Source organism: Helicobacter pylori HUP-B14 (genome assembly GCF_000259235.1).
GTDB classification, from domain to species: domain Bacteria; phylum Campylobacterota; class Campylobacteria; order Campylobacterales; family Helicobacteraceae; genus Helicobacter; species Helicobacter pylori_CU.
On the sequence record NC_017733.1, the window covers coordinates 1 to 23,140 of the forward strand.

19 protein-coding genes, 5 tRNA genes, 1 other RNA gene and 1 pseudogene are annotated in these 23,140 nt (G+C 40.1%); 11 read left to right on the plus strand and 15 right to left on the minus strand.

Annotated elements, in window-relative coordinates:
* Positions 1-10 precede the first annotated feature (10 nt).
* Genes nusB through HPB14_RS00020 form a run of 4 tightly spaced genes read right to left on the minus strand, consistent with a single transcriptional unit; the run spans position 11 to position 2,391 of the window.
* Positions 11-427 (minus strand): transcription antitermination factor NusB, encoded by a 417-nt coding sequence (gene nusB, locus HPB14_RS00005; protein ID WP_000235739.1) that lies wholly within the window; start codon positions 425-427, stop codon positions 11-13.
* A 1-nt stretch (position 428) separates the two neighbouring features.
* Positions 429-899 (minus strand): 6,7-dimethyl-8-ribityllumazine synthase, encoded by a 471-nt coding sequence (ribH, locus tag HPB14_RS00010; RefSeq protein WP_001219974.1) that lies wholly within the window; start codon positions 897-899, stop codon positions 429-431.
* 9 nt (positions 900-908) lie between these two features.
* Positions 909-1,739, minus strand: a complete 831-nt coding sequence (gene kdsA, locus HPB14_RS00015) for a 3-deoxy-8-phosphooctulonate synthase (RefSeq protein ID WP_000856490.1) — start codon at positions 1,737-1,739, stop codon at positions 909-911.
* A complete protein-coding gene (locus HPB14_RS00020; protein WP_000643030.1) occupies positions 1,726-2,391 on the minus strand; it encodes a carbonic anhydrase in 666 nt (221 codons plus the stop codon). Before HPB14_RS00020 ends, kdsA begins: the two co-directional genes overlap by 14 nt.
* A 122-nt stretch (positions 2,392-2,513) precedes the next feature.
* Between HPB14_RS00020 and pyrF the strand changes: the two genes are divergently transcribed.
* Positions 2,514-3,197, plus strand: coding sequence for an orotidine-5'-phosphate decarboxylase (pyrF, locus tag HPB14_RS00025; RefSeq protein WP_001175319.1), 684 nt, complete (start codon positions 2,514-2,516; stop codon positions 3,195-3,197).
* The gene (gene panC / locus HPB14_RS00030; protein ID WP_001242508.1) at positions 3,198-4,028 is read left to right on the plus strand and encodes a pantoate--beta-alanine ligase; all 831 of its coding nucleotides are present in this window, start codon (positions 3,198-3,200) and stop codon (positions 4,026-4,028) included. It begins immediately after the preceding gene.
* Between the two features lie 13 nt (positions 4,029-4,041).
* Here the strand turns inward: panC and HPB14_RS00035 are convergent.
* The 8 genes and pseudogenes from HPB14_RS00035 to groES all read right to left on the minus strand — a co-directional run bounded on the left by HPB14_RS00035 (position 4,042) and on the right by groES (position 9,518).
* Positions 4,042-4,117, minus strand: a tRNA-Glu gene (locus HPB14_RS00035).
* 59 nt (positions 4,118-4,176) lie between these two features.
* A tRNA-Asp gene (locus HPB14_RS00040) sits at positions 4,177-4,253 on the minus strand.
* A 49-nt stretch (positions 4,254-4,302) separates the two neighbouring features.
* Positions 4,303-4,378: transfer RNA gene (locus HPB14_RS00045), tRNA-Val, on the minus strand.
* Positions 4,379-4,419: 41 nt separating this feature from the next.
* Positions 4,420-4,494 (minus strand) — tRNA-Glu (locus HPB14_RS00050).
* Positions 4,495-4,504: 10 nt separating this feature from the next.
* Positions 4,505-4,580, minus strand: a tRNA-Lys gene (locus HPB14_RS00055).
* 609 nt (positions 4,581-5,189) lie between these two features.
* Positions 5,190-7,198 (minus strand): annotated as a pseudogene (gene hopZ / locus HPB14_RS00065) (Hop family adhesin HopZ).
* 297 nt (positions 7,199-7,495) lie between these two features.
* Positions 7,496-9,136, minus strand: coding sequence for a chaperonin GroEL (groL, locus tag HPB14_RS00075; protein WP_001040278.1), 1,641 nt, complete (start codon positions 9,134-9,136; stop codon positions 7,496-7,498).
* Between the two features lie 25 nt (positions 9,137-9,161).
* Entirely contained in the window at positions 9,162-9,518 is a 357-nt protein-coding gene (groES, locus tag HPB14_RS00080; protein ID WP_000671934.1) for a co-chaperone GroES, read from the minus strand.
* A 285-nt stretch (positions 9,519-9,803) separates the two neighbouring features.
* Between groES and dnaG the strand changes: the two genes are divergently transcribed.
* From dnaG to HPB14_RS00110, 6 genes are all read left to right on the plus strand, one after another.
* Positions 9,804-11,483: a DNA primase gene (dnaG, locus tag HPB14_RS00085; RefSeq protein WP_014658393.1), complete on the plus strand. Its 1,680-nt coding sequence runs from the start codon at positions 9,804-9,806 to the stop codon at positions 11,481-11,483.
* Positions 11,480-12,532 carry an MnmA/TRMU family protein gene (locus tag HPB14_RS00090; RefSeq protein ID WP_000809466.1) on the plus strand — a complete coding sequence of 351 codons (1,053 nt, stop codon included), beginning with the start codon at positions 11,480-11,482 and terminating at the stop codon, positions 12,530-12,532. Before dnaG ends, HPB14_RS00090 begins: the two co-directional genes overlap by 4 nt.
* An 89-nt stretch (positions 12,533-12,621) precedes the next feature.
* On the plus strand, positions 12,622-13,449 hold the full coding sequence (locus tag HPB14_RS00095; protein ID WP_001154872.1) for a DUF5718 family protein: 828 nt from the start codon (positions 12,622-12,624) through the stop codon (positions 13,447-13,449).
* 144 nt (positions 13,450-13,593) lie between these two features.
* Positions 13,594-13,875, plus strand: a complete 282-nt coding sequence (locus HPB14_RS00100; RefSeq protein WP_001272686.1) for a TrbC/VirB2 family protein — start codon at positions 13,594-13,596, stop codon at positions 13,873-13,875.
* Positions 13,875-14,138: a hypothetical protein gene (locus tag HPB14_RS00105; RefSeq protein WP_000584956.1), complete on the plus strand. Its 264-nt coding sequence runs from the start codon at positions 13,875-13,877 to the stop codon at positions 14,136-14,138. Before HPB14_RS00100 ends, HPB14_RS00105 begins: the two co-directional genes overlap by 1 nt.
* Before the next feature lies 1 nt (position 14,139).
* A complete protein-coding gene (locus tag HPB14_RS00110; protein ID WP_000890498.1) occupies positions 14,140-16,503 on the plus strand; it encodes a VirB4 family type IV secretion/conjugal transfer ATPase in 2,364 nt (787 codons plus the stop codon).
* Positions 16,504-16,537: 34 nt separating this feature from the next.
* On the opposite strand, the gene ffs is transcribed toward HPB14_RS00110, so the two are convergent.
* An RNA gene (ffs, locus tag HPB14_RS07790) (signal recognition particle sRNA small type) lies at positions 16,538-16,635 on the minus strand.
* Positions 16,636-16,800: 165 nt separating this feature from the next.
* Here ffs and HPB14_RS00115 point away from each other — a divergent pair.
* From HPB14_RS00115 to nspC, 3 genes are all read left to right on the plus strand, one after another.
* Positions 16,801-18,141, plus strand: coding sequence for a COG3014 family protein (locus tag HPB14_RS00115; protein WP_014658394.1), 1,341 nt, complete (start codon positions 16,801-16,803; stop codon positions 18,139-18,141).
* A 99-nt stretch (positions 18,142-18,240) separates the two neighbouring features.
* On the plus strand, positions 18,241-19,206 hold the full coding sequence (cheV1, locus tag HPB14_RS00120) for a chemotaxis protein CheV1 (protein ID WP_000785480.1): 966 nt from the start codon (positions 18,241-18,243) through the stop codon (positions 19,204-19,206).
* Positions 19,203-20,420 (plus strand): carboxynorspermidine decarboxylase, encoded by a 1,218-nt coding sequence (gene nspC / locus HPB14_RS00125; protein WP_000760852.1) that lies wholly within the window; start codon positions 19,203-19,205, stop codon positions 20,418-20,420. Before cheV1 ends, nspC begins: the two co-directional genes overlap by 4 nt.
* On the opposite strand, the gene lpxE is transcribed toward nspC, so the two are convergent.
* The gene (gene lpxE, locus HPB14_RS00130; protein WP_229018048.1) at positions 20,417-20,950 is read right to left on the minus strand and encodes a lipid A 1-phosphatase LpxE; all 534 of its coding nucleotides are present in this window, start codon (positions 20,948-20,950) and stop codon (positions 20,417-20,419) included. The genes nspC and lpxE overlap by 4 nt on opposite strands.
* Before the next feature lie 49 nt (positions 20,951-20,999).
* Positions 21,000-22,571: a phosphoethanolamine--lipid A transferase EptA gene (gene eptA / locus HPB14_RS00135; RefSeq protein WP_000174508.1), complete on the minus strand. Its 1,572-nt coding sequence runs from the start codon at positions 22,569-22,571 to the stop codon at positions 21,000-21,002.
* Positions 22,572-23,140 lie beyond the last annotated feature (569 nt).

The window sequence follows — 23,140 nt, forward strand, 5'->3', positions numbered from 1 at the left end:
TAAAACGCCCTCAATTCAAGGGTTTTTGAGCGAGCTTTTTGCTCAAAGAATCCAAGATAGCGTTTAAAAATTTAGGGGTGTTAGGCTCAGCGTAGAGTTTGCCAAGCTCTATGCATTCATTGATGATGATGGGGTTTTGCGTGGGCGTGAAGCCAATTTCATACGCTCCTAAGCGTAAAATCGCCTTTTCCATGCTCCCCAATCGCTTGAAATCCCAGTCTTTCAAATGCGGTTCAATAAGAGCGTCAATCTCATTGATTTTTTCTAACACGCCATTAAAAAGGCTTAAGGCAAAAGCCAACTGGTTGTTTTTAATCTTTTTTTCTTCTAACATGCTGGAAGCGATTTTTTTAATTTCTTCATTACCGCTCTCAAACGCATACAACAATTCAACCACAGCCCCCCTGGCTTGAGTTCGTGTCGCCATTTTAACCCTTGAGAGTTTGGCACAAGCTCAACAATTCAATGAGGGTGCTCATCGCTTCAAAGCCCTTATTGCCGGCCTTACTGCCCGCTCTTTCAATCGCTTGTTCAATATTGTCTGTGGTCAGCACGCCAAAGCTTACCGGCATGCTGTATTTTAGCATCGCGCTAGCAATACCCTTAGTCGCTTCCGCGCTCACGTAGTCAAAATGCGGAGTCCCCCCTCTAATAATGGCTCCTAAAACGCACACGCCATCGTATTTTTCACTCTCTAACAATTTGTCTAAAATCAAAGGCAATTCATAAGCCCCAGGCACCAACACGAGATCTAAAAGATCCTCATCGCCCCCATGCCTTTTAAAGCAATCCATCGCCCCTTCTTTTAATCTGTCTGTGATGATATGATTGAAGCGCGAGGTTAAAATAGCGACTTTTTCATTCCCTTGTAATTGCAATTTCCCTTCTATGATTCGCATGAAATTCCTTTAAAATAAATTTTGGATTTTTAACATGTCGGTTACTAAATATTCTAGCTCATCAGGTTTGAGCATGTTCGCCCCATCGCTTAGGGCGTTTTTAGGATCAATATGCGTTTCAGCGAACAGCCCATCAATCCCCACTGCAGCCGCAGCTCTGGCTAAAATGGGAGCAAAAGAGCTGTCTCCTGAACTTTTCCCGTTCGCTCCCCCTGGCATTTGCACGCTATGAGTGGCGTCAAAAATCACAGGGGCAAACTCTCGCATGATTTTTAAAGAGCGCATGTCCACCACTAAATTCCCATACCCAAAGCTGCTCCCCCTTTCACACAGCCACACGCCATTTTTTAACGCTGTTTCATAAGTGGGGCTTTGAATGCTACTATCCCTTGTTTTAAGGGCTTTTAAGACAGAATATTGCATGTCTTTTGGGTTCATGAATTGCCCTTTTTTGATATTGACAATAGCGTTAGTTTGGCTCACTTCTACAATCAGATCCGTTTGGCGGCACAAAAACGCCGGAATTTGTAAAATATCCGCTACTTTGGCTGCCACGCTTGCCTGATAGCTCTCATGCACATCGGTTAAAATTTTATAACCAAATTCATCTTTGATAGTTTGTAACATTTCTAAGCCTTTTTCTAAACCAGGCCCTCTGTAACTCTCCAAACTCGTGCGGTTAGCCTTATCAAAACTCGCTTTAAAATAAAAATCCAATCGCTCGTTGTTGGCTAGGGGTTGTAATTTAATAGCGATACTTCTTAGATTTTCTAAGCTCTCAATGACGCATGGCCCGGCGATTAAAACGGATTTAGGGGTTTTTGTTTCAGGGGTTTTCATGACTTTTCCTTTGTTTAATGGTTTCTTCAATCGGCTCAAAAAAATGGCTTTCAAAATTATAATTATAAATCCTGCCTGTTTCTATGATATAGTGCCAACCAAAAATTTTCAATTCGTTATTTATCACTCTTTCTTGAATGAAATCATAGCTTAAGAGATTGTTGAGTTGCAAGCGCACGTTCAAACGCTCCGTAAGCCATGAACGCTTGGCGGAATGGTTGCTGAATTGCGGGTGGTTTTTTAATTCTTCTTTAACAGGCTCTAAAAATTGTATCCAGTTTGCAATGTAAGGGGTTTTAGCTTTGGTGGTTTCATCATGGATTAAATGGATGCTCCCGCAAGCCCCACAATCGCTATGCCCGCAAATGATTAAGTTTTGAATCCCTACATGCGCAATAGCGTATTCAATGCTCGCAATGGTAGAAAGGGATTCTTTATAGCTTGTTTTAGGGGGGATCACATTGCCCATGTTGCGGATCACATACAATTCGCCCGGTTGGGTGCCTGTGATTAGATTAGGCACGACTCGTGAATCCACGCAAGAAATGAACAAAGTGTGGGGCTTTTGCTTGGTTTTTAAGCTCTCATAAAGCTCTTTAAGCTCTTCATATTCATTCTCTTGAAACTCTAATGCTCCTAAAAACGCTTTCACTCTTTAACCCTTAAATCTCATTTTAATCAAACTTGGTTTTCATTTTAAAACGCTTATCATAGCTAAAAATCTTGCATTTCTTTTTGTTATAATGGCGTTATTTTACACTTTAAAGGGCTTTCATGCAATTATGTGTCGCATTGGATTTAGAAAAAAAAGAGGACAATCTTTCTTTATTACAAGAATTAAAGGGTTTAGATTTATGGGCTAAGGTGGGGCTTAGATCGTTTATAAGAGATGGGGCTGTTTTTTTAGATGAAATCAGAAAGATTGATGAAAATTTTAAGATTTTTTTGGATTTGAAGCTCTATGATATTCCTTATACGATGGCAAATGCCGCGCTAGAATGCGTGAAATTAGACATTGACATGCTCACCGTGCATTTAAGCAGCGCTAAAAGCGCGCTAACCATTTTAATGCAACGCCTAAACGCTCTTAAAAAACGCCCCTTGATCATGGGCGTGAGTGCTTTAACGAGCTTTAGCGAAGAGGAATTTTTGAGTGTGTATAACGCCCCTTTAAAAACTCAAGCGATTAAATTGAGCGCTATGGGTAAAGAGAGCGGGATTGATGGGGTGGTGTGTTCGGTGTTTGAAAGCTTAGCAATCAAAGAGGCTTTAGGTAAGGATTTTTTGACTTTAACCCCTGGCATAAGGCTGGATAAAAACGATAAAGAGGATCAAGAAAGGGTGGCGAACGCTAAAGAGGCTAAGCAAAATTTAAGCGATTTTATCGTGGTGGGCCGCCCCATTTATCAGGCTAAAGAGCCTAGAGAAGTGGTTTTAGAGCTTTTAAAGGATTGTTAAATGCGCATGTTAGAAACGATTGCTGCTTTAAGAGAATATCGTAAAAGTTTGAAAGAAAGCGTTGGTTTTGTGCCGACTATGGGGGCTTTACACAAAGGGCATCAAAGCTTGATAGAAAGGAGTTTGAAAGAAAATTCCCACACGATTGTGAGCGTTTTTGTCAACCCCACGCAATTTGGGGCTAACGAAGATTTTAGCGCTTACCCGCGCCCTTTAGAAAAGGATTTGGCTTTGTGTGAAAAATTAGGCGTTAATGCGGTGTTTGTGCCTAAAATTGGCGAAATGTATCCCTATGAAATAGAGCAACGCCTGAAACTCTACGCCCCTACATTTTTATCCCACTCTTTAGAGGGAGCCATGCGTAAGGGGCATTTTGATGGGGTGGTTCAGGTCGTGTTAAAATTGTTCCATCTTATCAATCCTACTAGAGCGTATTTTGGTAAAAAGGACGCCCAACAGCTTTTAATCATTGAGCATTTAGTTAAAGATTTGCTTTTAGACATTGAAATAGCGCCATGCGAGATCGTGCGCGATAGCGATCATTTGGCTTTAAGCTCTAGGAATGTGTATTTGAGTGCCACAGAAAGAAAGCAAGCCCTAGCCATTCCAAAAGCTTTAGAAAATATCCAGCAGGCCATAGATAGGGGCGAAAAAGCGTGCGAAAAACTGAAAAAACTAGGGCTTGAAATTTTAGAAAATTTAGAAGTGGATTATTTGGAATTTTGCAACCACAAGCTAGAGTCTTTAAAAACCATAGAGCCAGCTAACACGCTGGTTTTAGTGGCGGCTCGTGTGGGTAAAACTAGGCTTTTAGATAATTTGTGGGTGTAGTTTGAAATTTTTGTGGCGACCCTTGAAAGATTTGAACTTCCGTTTCCACCGTGAAAGGGTGGTATCCTTGGCCACTAGATGAAAGGGTCATTTTTAACGATTAACTATTATGTGAAAAAGCGTAGGAAATGATCTTAAAAGCGTTTGGTGGCGGAGCGGACGGGACTCGAACCCGCGACCCCCTGCGTGACAGGCAGATATTCTAACCAGCTGAACTACCGCTCCCTATCCAAAATCCATAGCCTAAAAACGCATGCTTGAAGCTAAGTCAAAATGGTGGTCGCTATAAGACTCGAACTTATGACATCTACCTTGTAAGGGTAGCGCTCTACCAACTGAGCTAAGCGACCAAAATATTGAGATAAAATCCAACTAAACCCGTATAAAAGAGTGGTGACTCCTAGGGGATTTGAACCCCTGTAACCACCGTGAAAGGGTGGTATCCTAACCACTAGATGAAGGAGCCACGATGCTCATGGTGACCCGTGTTGGATTTGAACCAACGGCCCATTCCTTAAAAGGGAATTGCTCTACCAGCTGAGCTAACGGGTCTCACAAAAAAAGATAATGATACAATTTTTTTTAACGCTTGTCAAGAATAATTGAAAAATATTGCGGTTTTCAAAGAAATGACACGCTCTTAAAACGGCATAACAGCTTTTGCTTAAATAAAAAACTTGGTTGCGCTTTAATGCCATAAGGATCACAATAGATGCGTTTTTGTTATTGGTTAGTATTGTTTTTTGGGGTTTTAAAAAAGCTTTGTTTTTATCAAGATCTAACAAATCTTATTAGGATTTAATGCTTTTTTTGTTTAAAAAATTTCATTGTTAAAAAATGGGTTTTTGTTTTATTGTTTTAGATCTTATTTTGTTGTAAAACGCATTTTCTTAAGTTTTATTTTATTTTCTTAAAGGGATAGGAAGCGCTTTGAAACCATTCTCTCCCTTTTAACCCCACTAAACCCCCAAAAAGAAGCGCTTTTTTTAAAGCTATCGCTTAAATTAGTATCAAGTTTTCCACTAACTAATATAAAAAACACTAAAAAGGATTTTCCATCAAACCCCCAAAAAGAGGGAGTTTAAAAAAAAAGGGTTCAAAAAAAGAAAGGGTTCAAAAAAGAAACCCCTTAAAAAAGGGAGTTTCACAAAAAGCCAGATATTAGTAAGCAAACACATAATTCAAATACACGCTATAAAGCCTGCGGTATTCTAGTTGAGTGCCTAGCAAAGAATAGTAATTCGTGTTGATCGTGGGGATCTTCACGCCTAATTCCACGCCATGCTGAGCCGCATGATCGCTCGCTTTCTTTTTGTTTTTAGCCAGATTCATTCTCAAGCCTAAATTGAATAAGAATTGGAAATTCGCCACATTCATTTTAGCGCTATAGAAATTATTGAAGGTCGCTAAATTCACGTATTGAGAATTCAGCCACGAAGTGCCGGCTAACGCAATCCCCCCAAACACCCCAAAAGAAATCTTGCTGTTTTTGGTGGCTTTATCATTGATAAAGTTATAGAGGACATCTGTCCCTACCCCATAAGTGAACACATCAGAAGCCGAATTAAAAAAGCTGGATTTGATATAGGCATGGTTATAGTCAAAAAAGCCGTAATACCTTAATCCCCACCTTCTCTTTTCACCAAAGAATTGCTTATAGCCCACTTGCACGCCGATCCCATTCATCGCGCCATTGTTGGTTTGAGAGCTGATTAATCCAACGCGTCTGAAAGGGTTATGCCCTAATTCTTGCGTGGCGCTTAGTAATTGCGAATAAGCGCTCTGGTTGACTTGATAAACGGCCTGTAAACCCCCGGGGTTATTAGGGTTAGTGGATTGGCTTATCAAATTTTTAAGGAATGGGGAATTAGGCGTGTTTGAAGCGGTCGTGGTGATGCTGTTATAAGTGCTGTTTAAAGTGCTAAGGCTGCCTCTAAAATCAAGTATCGTGCGCGCCAACAACTCAGATTGCTTGATTTGCTCGGCTTGAGTGCCAAAATGCGCAAGGCTGTTATTTAAAGCCGTTATCGTCTCTTCCACATACGCGCAACCGGCTCCCCAAGTGTTGTTAGTAACCCCTTGACTGGGTGTTGTGCCATCACTTTTGCAAGCTGCCAAGTAGTTTGTAACGAATTGTTTAGGGATAGTGTTAAGGTCTTTTTTCATTTGAGCGGCTAGTTCAAGCATCTTCGCTTGCGCTTGCACGTGATTGAGCATGTTTTGAGCGAAAGCCCTATCAGCAGAGGTGTAAGGGTTGAAATCTTGCGGCACGTTTTGATTGCTTTGGTTAGTATTAAGGCTTTGAGCTTGCGTTACGATTTCTTGGGCGTTTTTGATCATGCTAGTAACGGCGCTAAACTCCGTGGCAAAAACCTGACACACATTCCCTGCCGTATTTAAACCCCACGGCGCCCCTCCATTCTGTCCTTCATTGTGATTGACCCATGGGCAGTTTGTAGTGAGAACGCTTATCATTTTACTGGCTTCTTGCAAAAGGGTTTGAGCGTCGTTAGTAGTAGTAGTAGTAGTAGTAGTAGTTTCACTTTTATTAGCTCCATTAGTTTGTGTTGTTACTTTGACTTCTATCTTTTTAGTCGTGTCGTTCAAAGCGGGTACCCCTTGCTTTAACGCTTGTTGGAGAACCTGATAAGCCTGATTAAGCTGTTTAAAATTATCAATGCTTAAAGGGCCGCTAACCCCGTTGTTATAATTGGTTAAATTGCAATTAATGGAGCTTGAATTATGTCCTGGCTGGCCATCAAAAGTTACGCTTTGTTGCCCACTATTACCAGGACCGCATTGGACATTATAAGCTATCACATTCCACAACCCCACCGCCGCATTGAGCGCCAAATACACCGCTTGATACGCTGGGGAATTGGTTTTTTCGCCGGTCAACCCTTGCGTGTTCGCTTTCAAATTATCGATCGCAGCATTGATTTCTGAAGGGCTGCTCGCGTTCGTTACCGCCCGATTGAGGTTGTTGAAATTGCTTAAAAGGTTGCTCAAATTCTCATAAGTGTCTGAAAGTTTTTTCAATTCGCCGGTGTTTTTCACCATTTGAGCGGCTTCGCCGATTTGATAGCCCGCGCTGATAAAAAAGCCGTTGTCTTCAGCGTTTAAAAGCGAAGCAGCGAGAGAGAGAGAGAGAGTAAAAGGGTTTTTTTCATAAATATCCTTTGAAATTAAATTGAGTGATTGAGATTTTATACATTAAGAATGTATTAAAAGCATTGTAGCATGAAATCGTTTTTTTTTTTTTTTGTCATTTGGAGAAAATTTAGAATTTTGCATTTTTTGCGCGTTTGTTTGGGTGGTATTGGAAAGGGTTTTTAGATTTTGTTTTAATGGAACGCTAATGATAAAAGCTTAACAGAGATTTTTTGTTGTGCGTTTTTAAAGGTGAGCGGTTTTGTGAGATAAAAAGCCCCCAAAAAGAGGGCTTTCATTAAGAAAAGCAAGGGGGCTTACATCATGCCGCCCATGCCTCCCATTCCGCCCATGCCACCCATATCAGGCATTGCTGGGGCCGCTTTTTCTTCTTTGATTTCATGCACGGTGGCTTCTGTGGTTAAAAGCAGGCTTGAAACCGAAACCGCATTTTGTAAAGCGATCCTTTCTACTTTTAGGGGGTCAATAATGCCTTCTTTAAACATGTCCACATACTTGCCATTGCTAGCGTTAAAACCAAAATGCCCTTCGTGTTTTTCTACTTCATTCACGACCACACCGCCATCATAACCAGCGTTAATAGCGATTTGAGCTAATGGGGCTTTAATGGCGCGCATGATGATTTCATAGCCCACTTTTTCATCATCGTGTAAATTCAAATGCACTTTTTGAGCCGCGCGAATAAGAGCCGCACCGCCGCCAATCACAATGCCTTCTTCAACCGCCGCTTTAGTCGCGCTCAACGCGTCATCCACCCGGTCTTTTTTCTCTTTCATTTCCACTTCGCTCGCAGCGCCCACTTTAATCACAGCCACACCGCCAGAGAGTTTAGCCAATCTTTCTTGCAATTTTTCTTTGTCATAATCGCTTGTCGTGCTTGCAATTTGGGTTTTGATTTGTGCGACTCTGTCTTTAACATCATCGCTATGACCTTTGCCATCTACGATCGTGGTGTTGTCTTTGTCAATCACAATCCTTCCGGCTTTGCCTAAAAACTCCACTTCAGCGTTTTCTAGACTCAAGCCTAATTCTTCGCTGATGACTTGACCGCCGGTTAAAATAGCGATGTCTTTGAGCATTTCTTTTCTTCTGTCCCCAAAGCCTGGAGCTTTAACCGCTGCGATATTCAACACGCCTCTTAATTTATTCACCACTAGAGTCGTTAAAGCTTCGCCCTCAATGTCTTCAGCGATGATTAAAAGCGGTTTACCCTCTTTCATGGTTTTTTCCAATAGCGGGAGGATGTCTTTCATGCTAGAGATTTTTTTATCCGTTAAAAGGATGTAAGCGTTATCCAATTGAGCGGTCATTTTCTCAGCGTTGGTTACAAAATAAGGGGAGAGGTAGCCTCTATCAAATTGCATGCCCTCTACGACATCCAATTCATCTTCAATGCCCTTAGCTTCTTCAACGGTGATCACGCCGTCTTTGCCCACTTTTTCCATAGCGTCAGCGATGAGTTTCCCGATATTGTGATCGGAGTTTGCAGAAATGGTCGCCACTTGGGTGATTTCTTCTTTACCGCCCACTTTTTTGCTCGCTTTTTTAAGCTCATTGATGATCGCTTCAGCGGCTTTATCCATGCCTCGTTTCACTTCAATAGGGTTAGCCCCAGCCGTGATATTCCTCAAACCTTCTTTAAAAATGCTATAAGCCAACACGGTCGCTGTGGTCGTGCCATCGCCAGCAGCATCAGCGGTTTTGCTCGCTACTTCTTTAACGAGTTGAGCGCCCATGTTAGCCACTGGGCAACTTAATTCAATCTCTTTAGCCACGCTCACGCCGTCTTTGGTGATGCTTGGAGCGCCATAGCTTTTTTGAATCAACACATTCCTGCCTCTTGGCCCCATGGTTACTTTGACAGCGTCATGGAGTTGTCTCACGCCTTCAAATAGAAGGTTTCTTGCACTATCTGAAAATTTAATTTCTTTTGCCATTGTGTATCCTTAATAATAATGTTTTTTAGTGTTTTTTGTGATCATGACAGCAAGCTTCATGCTCTTTAGCATGTTTATGGTCATGATTACCTGTATGACAGCAAGAGCCTGAGCCCACGATGCCCAGAATGTCTTCTAATTCTAGCACCATGTATTCGGTGCCGTCTAAAACGATTTCTGCGCCTTTGTATTTGCCAAAAGCGATCACATCGCCTTCTTTAACGCATTTGCAACCCTCACTGATTTTATGGCTAACCGCTTTGACTACGCCCATTAAAGGCTTTTCTTTAGCGTTATCAGGGATGATGATGCCTGAACTGGTTTTGTTCTCTTCTTCAAGTCTTTCTACTAAGACCCTTTCTCCTAATGGTTGAAACTTCATTTCAGTTCTCCTAAGTTTTGATAAATAAAATAGAAATTTAGCGCTTATTGTTATTAAGCGACATAACTATAGCGCATTTTTAAAGATAAGTCAAGCCATAAAAACAAAGCTAATAATATAACTATAAGGATTATTAAGTCTATTTGTATCAAGTTTCATTAGTTTAAAAATATAAGGATTAGAAAAAGGGGCGTTATCAACAAACCTTTTTGAAGATTTTATTTATTGAGTATAATCCCTTTTGAGAAAGTCAAACCAAAAAAGCCCATTAAAGAAAGCAGAAAAATGATTCTTAAAAGTTCCATTGATCGCCTTTTACAAACGATAGATATTGTAGAAGTCATTAGCTCTTATGTGGATTTGAGGAAATCAGGTTCGAATTACATGGCTTGTTGCCCGTTTCATGAAGAAAGGAGCGCGAGTTTTAGCGTCAATCAAATTAAAGGGTTTTACCATTGCTTTGGGTGTGGGGCGAGCGGGGATAGCATTAAATTTGTGATGGCGTTTGAAAAACTTTCGTTTGTGGAAGCGCTTGAGAAATTGGCCCACCGATTCAATATAACTTTAGAGTATGACAAAGGCGTTTATTACGATCATAAAGAAGATTACCACCTTTTAGAAATGGTGAGTTCGTTGTATCAAGAAGAGCTTTTCAACGCCCCGTTTTTTTTGAATTATTTGCAAAAAAGAGGGCTTAGCCTAGAGAGCATCAAAGCGTTTAAATTAGGCTTATGCACGAATAGAATTGATTACGGCATTGAAAATAAAGGCCTGAATAAGGATAAACTGATTGAATTAGGCGTGCTGGGCAAGAGTGATAAAAAGGATAAAACCTATTTGCGTTTTTTGGATCGCATCATGTTCCCTATTTATAGCCCTAGCGCTCAAGTGGTGGGTTTTGGAGGGCGTACCTTAAAAGAAAAAGCGGCCAAGTATATCAATTCGCCCCAAAATAAGCTTTTTGATAAATCCAGTTTGCTCTATGGCTATCATTTGGCTAAAGAACACATCTATAAACAAAAGCAAGTCATCGTAACCGAGGGGTATTTGGATGTGATTTTATTGCACCAGGCGGGTTTTAAAAACGCCATAGCCACGCTTGGGACAGCTTTAACGCCATCGCATTTGCCCTTGCTTAAAAAAGGCGATCCAGAAATTCTCTTAAGCTATGATGGGGATAAGGCAGGGCGGAATGCGGCTTATAAAGCGAGTTTGATGTTGGCTAAAGAGCAAAGGAAAGGGGGGGTGATTTTGTTTGAAAACAATCTCGATCCTGCGGATATGATCGCTAACGGCCAGATTGAAACCTTAAAAGACTTGTTATCGCGCCCCATGGCTTTTATTGAATTTGTTTTAAGGTGCATGGCGGGTTTTTATCTTTTAGACGATCCTTTAGAAAAAGATAAGGCCCTTAAAGAAATGTTAGGGTTTTTGAAAAACTTTTCCTTGCTTTTACAAAATGAATACAAGCCCTTAATCGCCACGCTTTTACAAGTGCCTTTGCATGTTTTAGGGATTAGAGAGCGAGCCTCTTTTCAGCCTTTTTACCCCAAAACAGAAAAACCCAATCGCCCTCAAAAGTTTGTGCATGTTTCTAACACGCTCAGTTTGGAATTTTTAGAAAAATTAGTGATCCGCTATCTTTTAGAAGACAGAAGCTTGTTGGATTTAGCGGTGGGTTATATCCATAGTGGGGTATTCTTGCATAAAAAACAAGAATTTGACGCTTTGTGTCAAGAAAAATTAGACGACCCTAAATTAGTTGCGTTATTATTAGATGCGAATTTACCCTTAAAAAAAGGGGGTTTTGAAAAGGAATTGCGTTTGTTGATTTTGCACTATTTTGAGCGGCAACTCAAAGAAATCCCTAAAAGCCCGCTTTCTTTTAGCGAAAAAATGATCTGTTTAAAAAAGGCTCGCCAGGCCATTATGAAATTAAAACAAGGAGAATTAGTCGCCATATGAAACAAATAAAAGCTTTAGCCCTATTTAGTGGGGGGTTGGATAGTTTGTTGTCTATGAAATTACTCATTGATCAAGGCATTGAGGTAACCGCTTTGCACTTTAATATAGGGTTTGGGGGGAATAAAGATAAAAGAGAGTATTTTGAAAACGCCACCGCGCAAATCGGGGCTAAGCTCTTAGTGTGCGATATTAGAGAGCAGTTTTTTAACGACGTGTTGTTCAAGCCCAAATACGGCTATGGGAAATATTTCAACCCTTGCATTGACTGCCATGCCAACATGTTTAGGAACGCTTTTTATAAAATGCTTGAATTGAACGCGGATTTTGTTTTGAGCGGAGAAGTGCTAGGGCAACGCCCTAAATCCCAAAGGAAAGAAGCGCTCAATCAGGTGAGGAAATTAGTCAGAGAGGTGGGCGAAGAGGCGCGTTTTGATCCCGTTTTAGACCGAACGCAAGCAGGCGGTGAAAAACCGCAATTTTTAGACGAATTGCTCTTAAGGCCCATGAGCGCTAAACTCTTAGAGCCTACTTTTATGGAAAAAAAGGGTTTTGTTGATAGAGACAAGCTTTTAGATGTGAGTGGTAGGGGGCGCACTAGGCAATTGCAAATGATCAAAGATTACGGCTTGAAATATTATGAAAAGCCAGGCGGGGGGTGCTTGCTTACAGACATTCAAGTGAGCAATAAGATTAAGAATTTGAAAGAATACAGAGAAATGGTGTTTGAAGATGGCGTGATTGTCAAAAACGGGCGTTATTTTATCTTGCCCCATAACGCTCGTTTGGTGGTGGCAAGGAATGAAGAAGAAAACCATAAGCTAGACATTGAGCACCCCTTAATGGATAAGATTGAATTACTAAGCTGTAAAGGCCCTTTGAGTTTAGTGGATAAAAACGCCAGTAAAGAAGATAAAGAATTAGCCGGCCGTATCGCTTTAGGCTATGCTAAGACTTTAAAAAATCAAGCTTATCTCATTCAAATAGGGAATGAAAAACGCGAGCTTTACCCTTTGGATAAAGAGAGCGCTAGGGAGTATTTGTTCGCTTGAAAGGGGAGTTTTTGAGAATTTTAGGGGTTTTCTTTTTATGCTATAATGAAAAAAGCTCTAATGATTAAGCTATTTGCTAGGAGGTTTGCATGCAAGAGTTTTTAGGTTTTGGTGTGGTGGGGAATTTTGCAGGGCATTTGGAGCAAGCAGGAGAGAGTCATAGTTTTATTAACATGAAAAGCGAAGAAAAGGACGCCCCTAAGGGACTATTCCCTTTTTATATCCCCTATGAAAATTGTTATTTGGGGCGTTGTTGCATTGATAACCATAAGATTATTTTGCCTAATGATCCAGATTTAAGGGTGCAAGCAGAGCCAGAAATCGCTTTAGAATGCGATGTTAAATACGATGAAAAACATTTGGTAACCAAGCTTGTACCTAATTTTTTCATGGCGTTTAATGACGCTTCTGTGCGTAATTTAGACGCCGCAAAACTCTCCCAAAAAAAGAATTTTTCACCAGCTTCTAAAGGCATAGGGCAGAAATTGCCTATTGATAGGTTTGTTTATGGGGGGGTGTGCAACAATTTCTCTATCGCATCTTTTTTGAAATACGATAATGTTTGGCACATTTATGGGGAAAACAGCAAATTGCTCAAATACGAGTTTTTTTATCAAAAGCTTTTAGACTGGATCAAAGACCAATTAAACCACCAACAAGATGGTGATTCTTTAGAGGCTCTAAGACCTTTTTTAGAGCGCCATAATTTCCCCACTAAAATGATTTTTGCGATTGGGGCTACCCCTTATATGCCTTTTGCGCAAGAGCATTTTTTGCAAAAAGGCGATGAGGTGGTGATTGTTGCTTACAACCATTTACAATATAGTTTTGAAAAGATTCAAAGCCTCTTAGAAGAAGACACCCTACAAACCAAAGAACACGCTAATCTTTCTTATGTCTATCAAATCGTAGAGTAGTAAGGCTTTTTCTCTTTAGCTTTGCTTTTTTACCCCTTTTAAAGATAAAACCACCCCTTTTGCCCCCCTTTTAGAGGATTTTTATGGTTTTTTTGAGATAATAAAGCCTTATAAAGTTAATTAAAATTAAACAGAAGGGTTTTGATGTCCGCTCATTTTTTAAAAATCATTTTTTTGGTAGGCATGTGCGTTTCAAGTTTGTTCGCTGAAGGTTTAGAGGGGTTTTTTAACGCCCTAGAAGCCCAGCTCAAAAGCCCCATCGCTAAGGGGATTTTAATGGTGATTTTCATAGGGATCGCTATTTATGTGTGGAGGAATTTAGACCGGTGGAAAGAGATTTTATTCACGATCCTTGGCGTGGTGTTTGGGATTTTTTTATTCTTTAAAGCCCCGAGTTTGGCGAATTGGTTTATGGGAATTTTTTAATGATTATCCTGTCAGCGAGCGTGAAGAATTTGCGTGAAATTTCGGTTAAAGAAAAATTTTTATGGCTGAACGCTAAGTCTTATTTGATTTCTGTTTTTGCGCCTTTTATTTTGCTCCCTTGGATTGATTTATTGAGCGCTTTTTTATTGTATTTAGGGTTTTTAGCGCTCTTTAGCGTGCTGGAATTTTTTGATGAAGACATTGCAGATATTATTGTGGCTAAAAGCAAAATAAAGACTAAAACCAAATGTTATAGAGCGTAGGATGTTAGAAAAGCTTTTGAGCGCTATCAAGCAAAAAGTTTCAAACTATTTTTTAGGGGTTTTGCCTAAAAGCTATTCTATGAACGAAGAAAACAACATTTTAGGCTTGTATGATGAGCATTTTTTACTCACTAAAAACGAAAACTTAGTGGGTATTCTCCGTTTAGAGGGGGTGAGTTACACCCATTTAAGCACAGAGCAATTGCAAGATCTTTTCACTGAGCGCCAGATGGCGTTGGATTCTTTAGAAAAAGTCGTGGCACGCCTGGTGGTTAAAAGGCGTAAAATTGATCACCAACAAAACATTCAATCTGATTCTCAATACTTGCAAGCGATTTTGAATCAATTTGAAAACAAAGAAGTGTATGAGAATCAGTATTTTTTAGTTTTAGAAAGCACGCACTCCTTACAAGGTGTTTTGGAGCATAAGAAAAAATCTCTCATGCATGCCAATAAGGAAAATTTTAAGGATATTCTCTCTTATAAAGCGCATTTTTTGCAAGAAACTTTAAAAAGCCTAGAAATCCAGCTCAAAAACTATGCCCCCAAAATCTTAAGCTCTAAAGAGGTTTTGAATTTTTATGCGGAATATATCAATGGGTTTGATCTCCCTTTAAAACCCCTAGTATGGGGGTATTTGAGCGATAGCTATATCGCTAGTTCTATCACTTTTGAAAAAGATTATTTCATTCAAGAAAGCTTTAACCAAAAAACCTATAACCGCTTGATTGGCATTAAAGCTTATGAGAGCGAACGCATCACTTCTATAGCGATCGGAGCGCTTTTATACCAAGAGACGCCACTAGATATTATCTTTTCTATAGAGCCTATGAGTGTGCATAAAACGCTGAGTTTTTTAAAAGAGAGAGCCAAGTTTAGCATGTCTAATCTCGTTAAAAACGAGCTGCTAGAATACCAAGAATTGGTCAAAACCAAACGCCTATCCATGCAAAAATTCGCCCTAAACGTTCTTATCAAAGCCCCTAGTTTAGAGGATTTAGACGCTCAAACGAGCTTAGTTTTAGGGCTTTTATTTAAAGAAAACTTAGTGGGCGTTATAGAAACTTTTGGCTTGAAAGGGGGGTATTTTTCCTTTTTCCCTGAACGCATCCATTTAAACCACCGCTTGCGTTTTTTGACCTCTAAAGCCCTAGCGTGTTTGATGGTGTTTGAAAGGCAAAATTTAGGCTTTAAAGCTAATTCATGGGGGAATAGCCCTTTGAGCGTGTTTAAAAATTTGGATTATTCCCCTTTTTTATTCAATTTCCACAACCAAGAAGTGAGCCATAATAACGCTAAAGAAATTGCCAGAGTGAATGGGCATACTTTAGTTATAGGGGCAACCGGAAGCGGTAAAAGCACGCTGATTAGCTTTTTAATGATGAGCGCTTTAAAATACCAAAACATGCGCCTTTTAGCTTTTGACAGGATGCAAGGGCTGTATTCTTTCACCGAATTTTTTAAAGGGCATTACCATGACGGCCAATCTTTTAGCATTAATCCCTTTTGTTTAGAGCCTAATTTACAGAATTTAGAATTTTTGCAATCCTTTTTTTTGAGCATGTTGGATCTCGCCCCTTCAAGGGATAAAGAAGCCTTAGAAGACATGAATGCGGTTTCTGGTGCGATTAAGAGCCTTTATGAGACCTTATACCCTAAAGCCTTTAGTTTGCTAGACTTTAAAGAAACGCTTAAAAGAACCTCATCTAACCAATTGGGCTTGAGTTTAGAGCCGTATTTGAATAACCCCCTTTTTAACGCTTTGAATGACGCATTCAATTCCAACGCTTTTTTAAATGTAATCAACTTAGACGCTATCACCCAAAACCCTAAAGACTTAGGACTTTTAGCCTATTACTTGTTTTATAAAATTTTAGAAGAATCCAGGAAAAACGACAGCGGTTTTTTGGTTTTTTTAGACGAGTTTAAATCCTATGTGGAAAACGATTTATTGAACACCAAAATCAACGCTTTAATCACGCAAGCCAGGAAAGCTAATGGCGTGGTGGTGTTGGCTTTGCAAGATATTTACCAGTTAAGCGGGGTCAAAAACGCCCATAGTTTTTTAAGCAACATGGGGACTCTCATTTTGTATCCGCAAAAAAACGCTAGGGAGTTGAAACACCACTTCAATGTGCCTTTGAGCGAGACTGAAATTTCTTTTTTAGAAAACACCCCTTTGTATGCCAGGCAGGTTTTAGTCAAAAATCTGGGTAACGGGAGTTCTAACATGATTGATGTGAGTTTGGAGAGCTTGGGGCGTTATTTGAAAATCTTTAATTCGGATTCTAGTCATGTGAATAAAGTGAAAGCGTTACAAAAAGACTACCCTACAGAGTGGCGTGAGAAACTTTTGAAGAGTTAGTTTTAAAAGTCAGTTTCAATATCGTGTGAAGCACTCCTATTCAGATGGCTAAGGCACACAAGAAATTAGGGGACTCTGCTGTATTCCTACCCTGAAGCGTTACCCTAAAATCCTATTGCATAGGTCTAAATAAGAGCTTAGGGATCATTTTAGCCATAAAAAGCTTATGTTTTCATTAAAAATGTTATGATACGCTCAAATAGTCAAGCAAAAATTAAAAGGGTTAGATTGAAAATATTCGTTCTGTTGATGTCGGTAATTTTAGGAATATCATTAACAGGTTGCATAGGCTATCGTATGGACTTAGAACATTTTAACACGCTCTATTATGAAGAAAGCCCTAAACAAGCTTATGAATATTCCAAACAATTCACTAAGAAAAAAAAGAACGCTCTTTTATGGGACTTGCAAAACGGCTTGAGCGCTTTATACGCCAGAGATTACCAGACTTCTTTAGGGGTGTTAGATCAAGCCGAGCAACGCTTTGATAAAACGCAAAGCGCTTTTACAAGAGGGGCTGGTTATGTGGGCGCTACCATGATTAATGATAATGTGCGCGCTTATGGGGGGAATATTTATGAGGGCGTTTTAATCAATTATTACAAAGCGATAGACTACATGCTTTTAAACGATAGCGCGAAAGCTAGGGTGCAATTCAACCGCGCGAATGAACGCCAGCGCAGGGCTAAAGAATTTTATTATGAGGAAGTGCAAAAAGCCATTAAAGAGATCGATTCTAGCAAAAAGCACAATATTAATATGGAACGCTCTAGGGTAGAAGTGAGCGAGATTTTAAACAACACTTATTCTAATTTAGACAAATACGAAGCTTATCAAGGCTTGCTTAACCCGGCGGTTTCGTATCTTTCAGGGTTGTTTTACGCTTTAAATGGGGATAAGAATAAGGGATTAGGCTATCTTAATGAAGCCTATGGGATCAGTCAAAGCCCTTTCGTGGCTCAAGATTTGGTTTTTTTCAAAAATCCTAACAGGAGCCATTTCACTTGGATCATCATTGAAGATGGTAAAGAGCCGCAAAAAAGCGAATTTAAAATTGATGTGCCTATTTTTATGATCGATTCGGTTTATAACGTGAGTATAGCCTTGCCCAAGCTAGAAAAAGGGGAAGCGTTTTATCAAAATTTCACCCTCAAAGACGGAGAAAAAGTAACGCCCTTTGACACTTTAGCCTCAATAGATGCGGTGGTCGCTAGCGAATTCAGGAAGCAATTGCCCTACATTATCACCAGAGCCATTTTATCGGCTACTTTTAAGGTGGGCATGCAAGCGGTGGCGAATTATTATTTGGGGTTTGTTGGAGGGCTAGTAACTTCGTTGTATTCGGGTGTGAGCACCTTTGCAGACACCAGAAACACGAGCATTTTTGCCCATAAAATCTATCTCATGCGTATCAAAAACAAAGCTTTTGAAAGTTATGAAGTTCGAGCTGATTCTATTGACGCTTTTTCGTTTTCATTAAAGCCTTGTAAAAGATCGCTTGAAAACCCTAAAGTCATTGACGCTAGGGAATTGCTTTCTGGGTTTGTAGCAGCCCCACAAATCTTTTGCTCTAACCGCCATAATATTTTATACATCCGCAGTTTTAAAAATGGGTTTGTTTTGAGTCATTTAAAATGATTTAAAAACCCCCAAAGATAGTTTTTAAGTGTCGTTGGCATTAAACACAAACACGATATAATTATAAAACGATACGAAAACCTAAATTAAGGGGAAGTCATGGCTGATAGTTTAGCGGGCATTGATCAAGTTACGAGTTTGCATAAAAATAACGAGTTGCAATTGTTGTGTTTCAGGCTGGGTAAAAACAAGGATTTGTATGCGGTCAATGTTTTTAAGATCCGTGAAGTGGTGAAATACCATGGCAATCTCACCATCATTAGCCACGAAAACAATTCGCTTGTTGAGGGGCTAATCATTATAAGAGAGCTCACCATTCCCTTGATTGATATGAAAAAATGGTTTTATTATGACAGCCAAAACAAAAACAAGGATTTACGCCCTTATAGGATAGAAAAAGAACAAGGTGAAGACGATATTGTCATGATTTGTGAGTTTTCTCGCTGGACCATAGGGGTTAGGATCTATGAAGCGGATAGGATTTTGAGCAAGAAATGGACTGAAATGGAGCAAAGCGCTGGGCTAGGGGGATCTGCAGGCAATAACAAACTCGTGAGCCGCACACGCTATTTTGACGGGCGCTTAGTGCAAGTGGTGGATATTGAAAAAATGCTTATAGATGTGTTCCCTTGGATTGAAGATGAAAAACACAGCGATTTAGAGACGCTCTCTAAAATCCATTCTAACCAATGCGTTTTACTCGCTGATGACTCCCCAAGCGTTTTAAAAACCATGCAAATGATTTTAGACAAGCTGGGCGTCAAGCATATAGATTTTATCAATGGTAAAACCTTACTAGAGCATTTATTCAACCCCACAACCGATGTGAGTAATATTGGCCTGATCATTACCGATTTAGAAATGCCAGAAGCGAGCGGTTTTGAAGTGATCAAACAGGTTAAAAACGATCCTTTGACTTCAAAAATCCCTATCGTGGTCAATTCTTCTATGAGCGGGAGTTCTAATGAAGACATGGCCAGGAGTTTGAAGGCCGATGATTTCATCTCCAAGTCTAACCCTAAAGACATCCAGCGGGTGGTTAAGCAATTTTTGGAATTAGCATGAAAAAATATAGCGCTATCCCCACCCCTTGCTATGTGCTAGAGAGCGAACGCTTAGAAAAAAACGCCAAGATTTTAGAAATCGTGCGCCAACAAAGCGGGGCAAAGGTCTTGCTCGCTTTAAAGGGGTATGCGTTTTGGCGTGAGTTTGGGATTTTGAGGCAAAAATTGAACGGGTGTTGCGCGAGCGGTCTTTATGAGGCTAAGCTCGCTTTTGAAGAGTTTGGGGGGCGAGAGAGCCACAAAGAAATTTGCGTTTATAGCCCGGCTTTTAAAGAGGCTGAAATGAGCGCGATTTTACCCTTAGCGACAAGCATCATTTTTAACTCTTTTCACCAATACGCCACCTATAAAGACAGGATTTTAGACAAAAACAAGCAATTAGAAAACTTGGGCTTAAGCCCCATTAAAATGGGCTTGAGAATCAACCCTCTTTATAGCGAAGTAACCCCAGCGATCTATAACCCATGCTCTAAAGTGAGCCGGTTAGGGATTACGCCTAGCGGATTTGAAAAGGGGGTTAAAGAGCATGGCTTAGAGGGGGTGGGCGGGTTGCATTTCCATACGCATTGCGAACAAAACGCTGACGCTTTGTGCCGGACTTTAGAGCATGTAGAAAGGCACTTCAAACCTTATTTAGAAAACATGGCGTGGGTGAATTTTGGTGGGGGGCATCATATCACTAAGAGCGATTATGATGTGAATTTGCTCATCCAAACGATTAAAGACTTTAAAGAACGCTATCATAATATAGAAGTGGTTTTAGAGCCGGGTGAAGCCATAGGGTGGCAATGCGGGTTTTTAATCGCAAGCGTGATAGACATCGTTCAAAACGATCAAGAAATTGCGATCTTAGACACTTCTTTTAGCGCTCACATGCCCGATTGCTTAGAAATGCCTTATCGCCCTAGCATCTTTAAAATCTCTGTAGAAAACGATGAAGAAATTATTGAAGTTGAAAAGGGCGAAAATCAAGGGGCGTTTTCTTATTTTTTAGGCGGCCCTACTTGTTTAGCGGGGGATTTTATGGGGAGCTTTAGCTTTGAAACGCCTTTAAAAAGGGGCGATAAAATCGTGTTTCAAGACATGCTCCATTATACGATTGTTAAAAACAATTCGTTTAATGGCGTGCCGCTCCCAAGTCTGGCTAAACTGGATCAACAAGGGTTTAAAATCCTTAAAAACTTTTCTTATGAAGATTATAAAAACAGAAACTAAGGCTTTTTGGGGCTTGTAAAAAGAGCCACGCACAACATTCCAACGCCAAGCCCGGCCAACACCGCGCCAATGGTGTGCATGTCTAAATAAATGCGAGCGAGCATGGTTAAGGGGATTAGGGGTAAGAGCCACAAGTATTTTTTAAAAGAATAACGGCGCATTAAAAACGCCACCGCCAACCCCACCATAGACGAATGCCCGCTTGGCATGTTGAAATTACCCCCATAAGGGCGCTCGCCCAAACGCTGGTGATTGATCGTTACATGGTTTAAGGCTCTTTTGGTGGTGTGCGTGAGGAGAGTTGTAGCGATAGAAGCGTTAGCGACTTGAAAAAGCCCTATTGCATCTCTTTGAATCAAGGGAATCGCCACAGATAAAATCGTGGGGATAAAGCGTGCATAATGCTCGGTGAAATGAAACACCAAAGGCACGCTATGCTGTTTAGGGACTTTAGGGAAGGGCACAAAAACGCCTAGTAAAATCAAACCCAAACTGAGGGCTAACAAAGTTTTAGAAAAACTTTTAGGCAGGCTTTCACAAAATTTTTGTTTAAATAAGAATTTTTTCATGCGTGTTATTTTACTCTTTTTTGTGTTTGAGCAGGTCTAAAGAAGGGCGATAAACAACGCTTGGGTTTTTAAAATCCAAAAACACCCCTAAAACGCTATGGAAAATCACGTTTTGATTAATGGGGGTTTGGGTTTGGATAATGGAATGCTCCTTTTTAAAAAGATCGTTGGCATAAACGATAAAGGGGATCTCGTATTGCTCTTTAGGGGCGATGCTTTTAGGAATGCCATGCAAATAGAACGCTTCTTCGCCCAAACTTTCGCCATGATCGCTTAAATAGATCATTAAGGCGGGTTGCTTGGCTTTTTTGAGCATGCTAATGATTTTGTCTAACAGATAGTCGTTATAAAAAATGGTGTTGTCATAGGCGTTAATCAGGCTTTCTTTGGAGCAAGAAGACAGATCAGCGCTTGAGCAATAAGGCTTAAACACCCTAAAATTTAAAGGCACTTTGTTGTCATAGTTGGGGCCATGCGAGCCGGCAAGGTGTAAGATGAGCAAGACATTTTCATTAGAGCGTTCTTTTAAAAGGTTGGGTAAATTATAGAGTAAGGATTCATCATAAGGAGCGATCGCCTCGCAATTGGGGCATTTTTGAATCAATTCATAGTTTTTAAGATAGCTGGTAACCTTAACGTTCTTTTCGCCGTCATTCGCGCTATACCAAAAGACTTTGATACCGGCTTTAGTCAAGTAAGTGGGCAAGTTTTCATAAACGCCCAAGCTGTTTTTAAAAGAAGAATCTAAAATGCATTCCAAACTCGCTGTCGTGTAAGTGGCGCAAGAAGTGGCGTTAAAAAGAGTGAGTTCGTGATTTTCTAAGCGTTTGCTTAATCTTGGGGTGGTGGGTTTTTCATAGCCATAAAGGGCGTAATTGCACTTTCTGGCGCTTTCGCCAATGACCAGCACCACAAACGAATGAGAATGATTCGGCGAAAAAAGAGGGAGCGGCTTGATAGTGGGGGCGAAAAATTTGAGAGCGCTCACTCTAAAAGCGTTCACGCTATAAGCGAAGGGCAAAATTAAGCCCCCTATGAATTTCGCATGCTTGTCAAACCACAGCCAATTTTTAGCGTTAGCTAAAGCGCTAACGATAAAGATAAACACTAACGCCAAGATCGCTAAAAAGGGCGCTTTTTTAGAAGAATTTTTAAGGGGGATTTTATAGATAATATAGCCAGGCAACACCCCAAAAACAACGATAAAAACGAATAATTTGACGCTCAAAAAGCCTAAAACTTCATGCGTGTTGGTGTTTAAGACATTACCCATCATGCTCTTATTTAAAAACACCTTATAGGTGCTAATGAAATAGAAAGCGACAGAATTGAGCCAACTAAAAACAATCGCACTTAGGCGCATCAAATGAATAGAGATCAAGCCTAACGCCAAAAAAAGAGTGCCATTAACGCAAAAAAGCACCACAACCATCATGGCGATAAAACTAACTTGGTTGCTTTCTTTATAAACATAAGCGAACAAAGGGAAATGGTATAAAACGCCAAAAATAAGGCTATAAAGCAAACCGGCTTGCAGACAACTCAGGGGCTTTAAAAATTTTAGATGAAATGGTAATGTCAAACACGCCCCTTAAAATCAATCAATCTTAAGATTATATCGTAGGTATGGGGATTTTATGGTTTATTTTAAGACTAGAGAAGCGTTTTTTAAGGGTGGTTTGCATTTAAGAGCTTTAAAGTGCGTTTGTTGTAGGATTTCATCACGCCCCATAAGTGGCTTTATGGGGCAAACTACCTTGAAAGGATTTATCATGCGAGTCAAACATGATAAAAACTCTTGGCTAGTATTATACATTAAAATCTCTTTTAAGGGGTTTAAAGTGGTCTTTTCTATAGAAAAGTAATGTATTAGCCAAAGTTCCCCTGAGTTTAAAAGCTTAGGGGTTTCCTTTAAAAAGCGGGTTTGTCCTTGACTTTTGGGGCGTTTTTTGGTTAGTGGAGTGCGCGAACGCTAAAGATGTTTGGGGTTTCTTGCTTGGGTGGTTTAAAAGGATCGCTTGAATAACGCTAATTTCTATTTAGATTGTAAAAAACGCCTTTGAGTATTTTTTGTGATTAACGCTTGAAGTCAAAAAACTTTATTTGGTGGAAAAAATTAAAAAAGTTTAGAAAAATAAAAACTTTATGGAA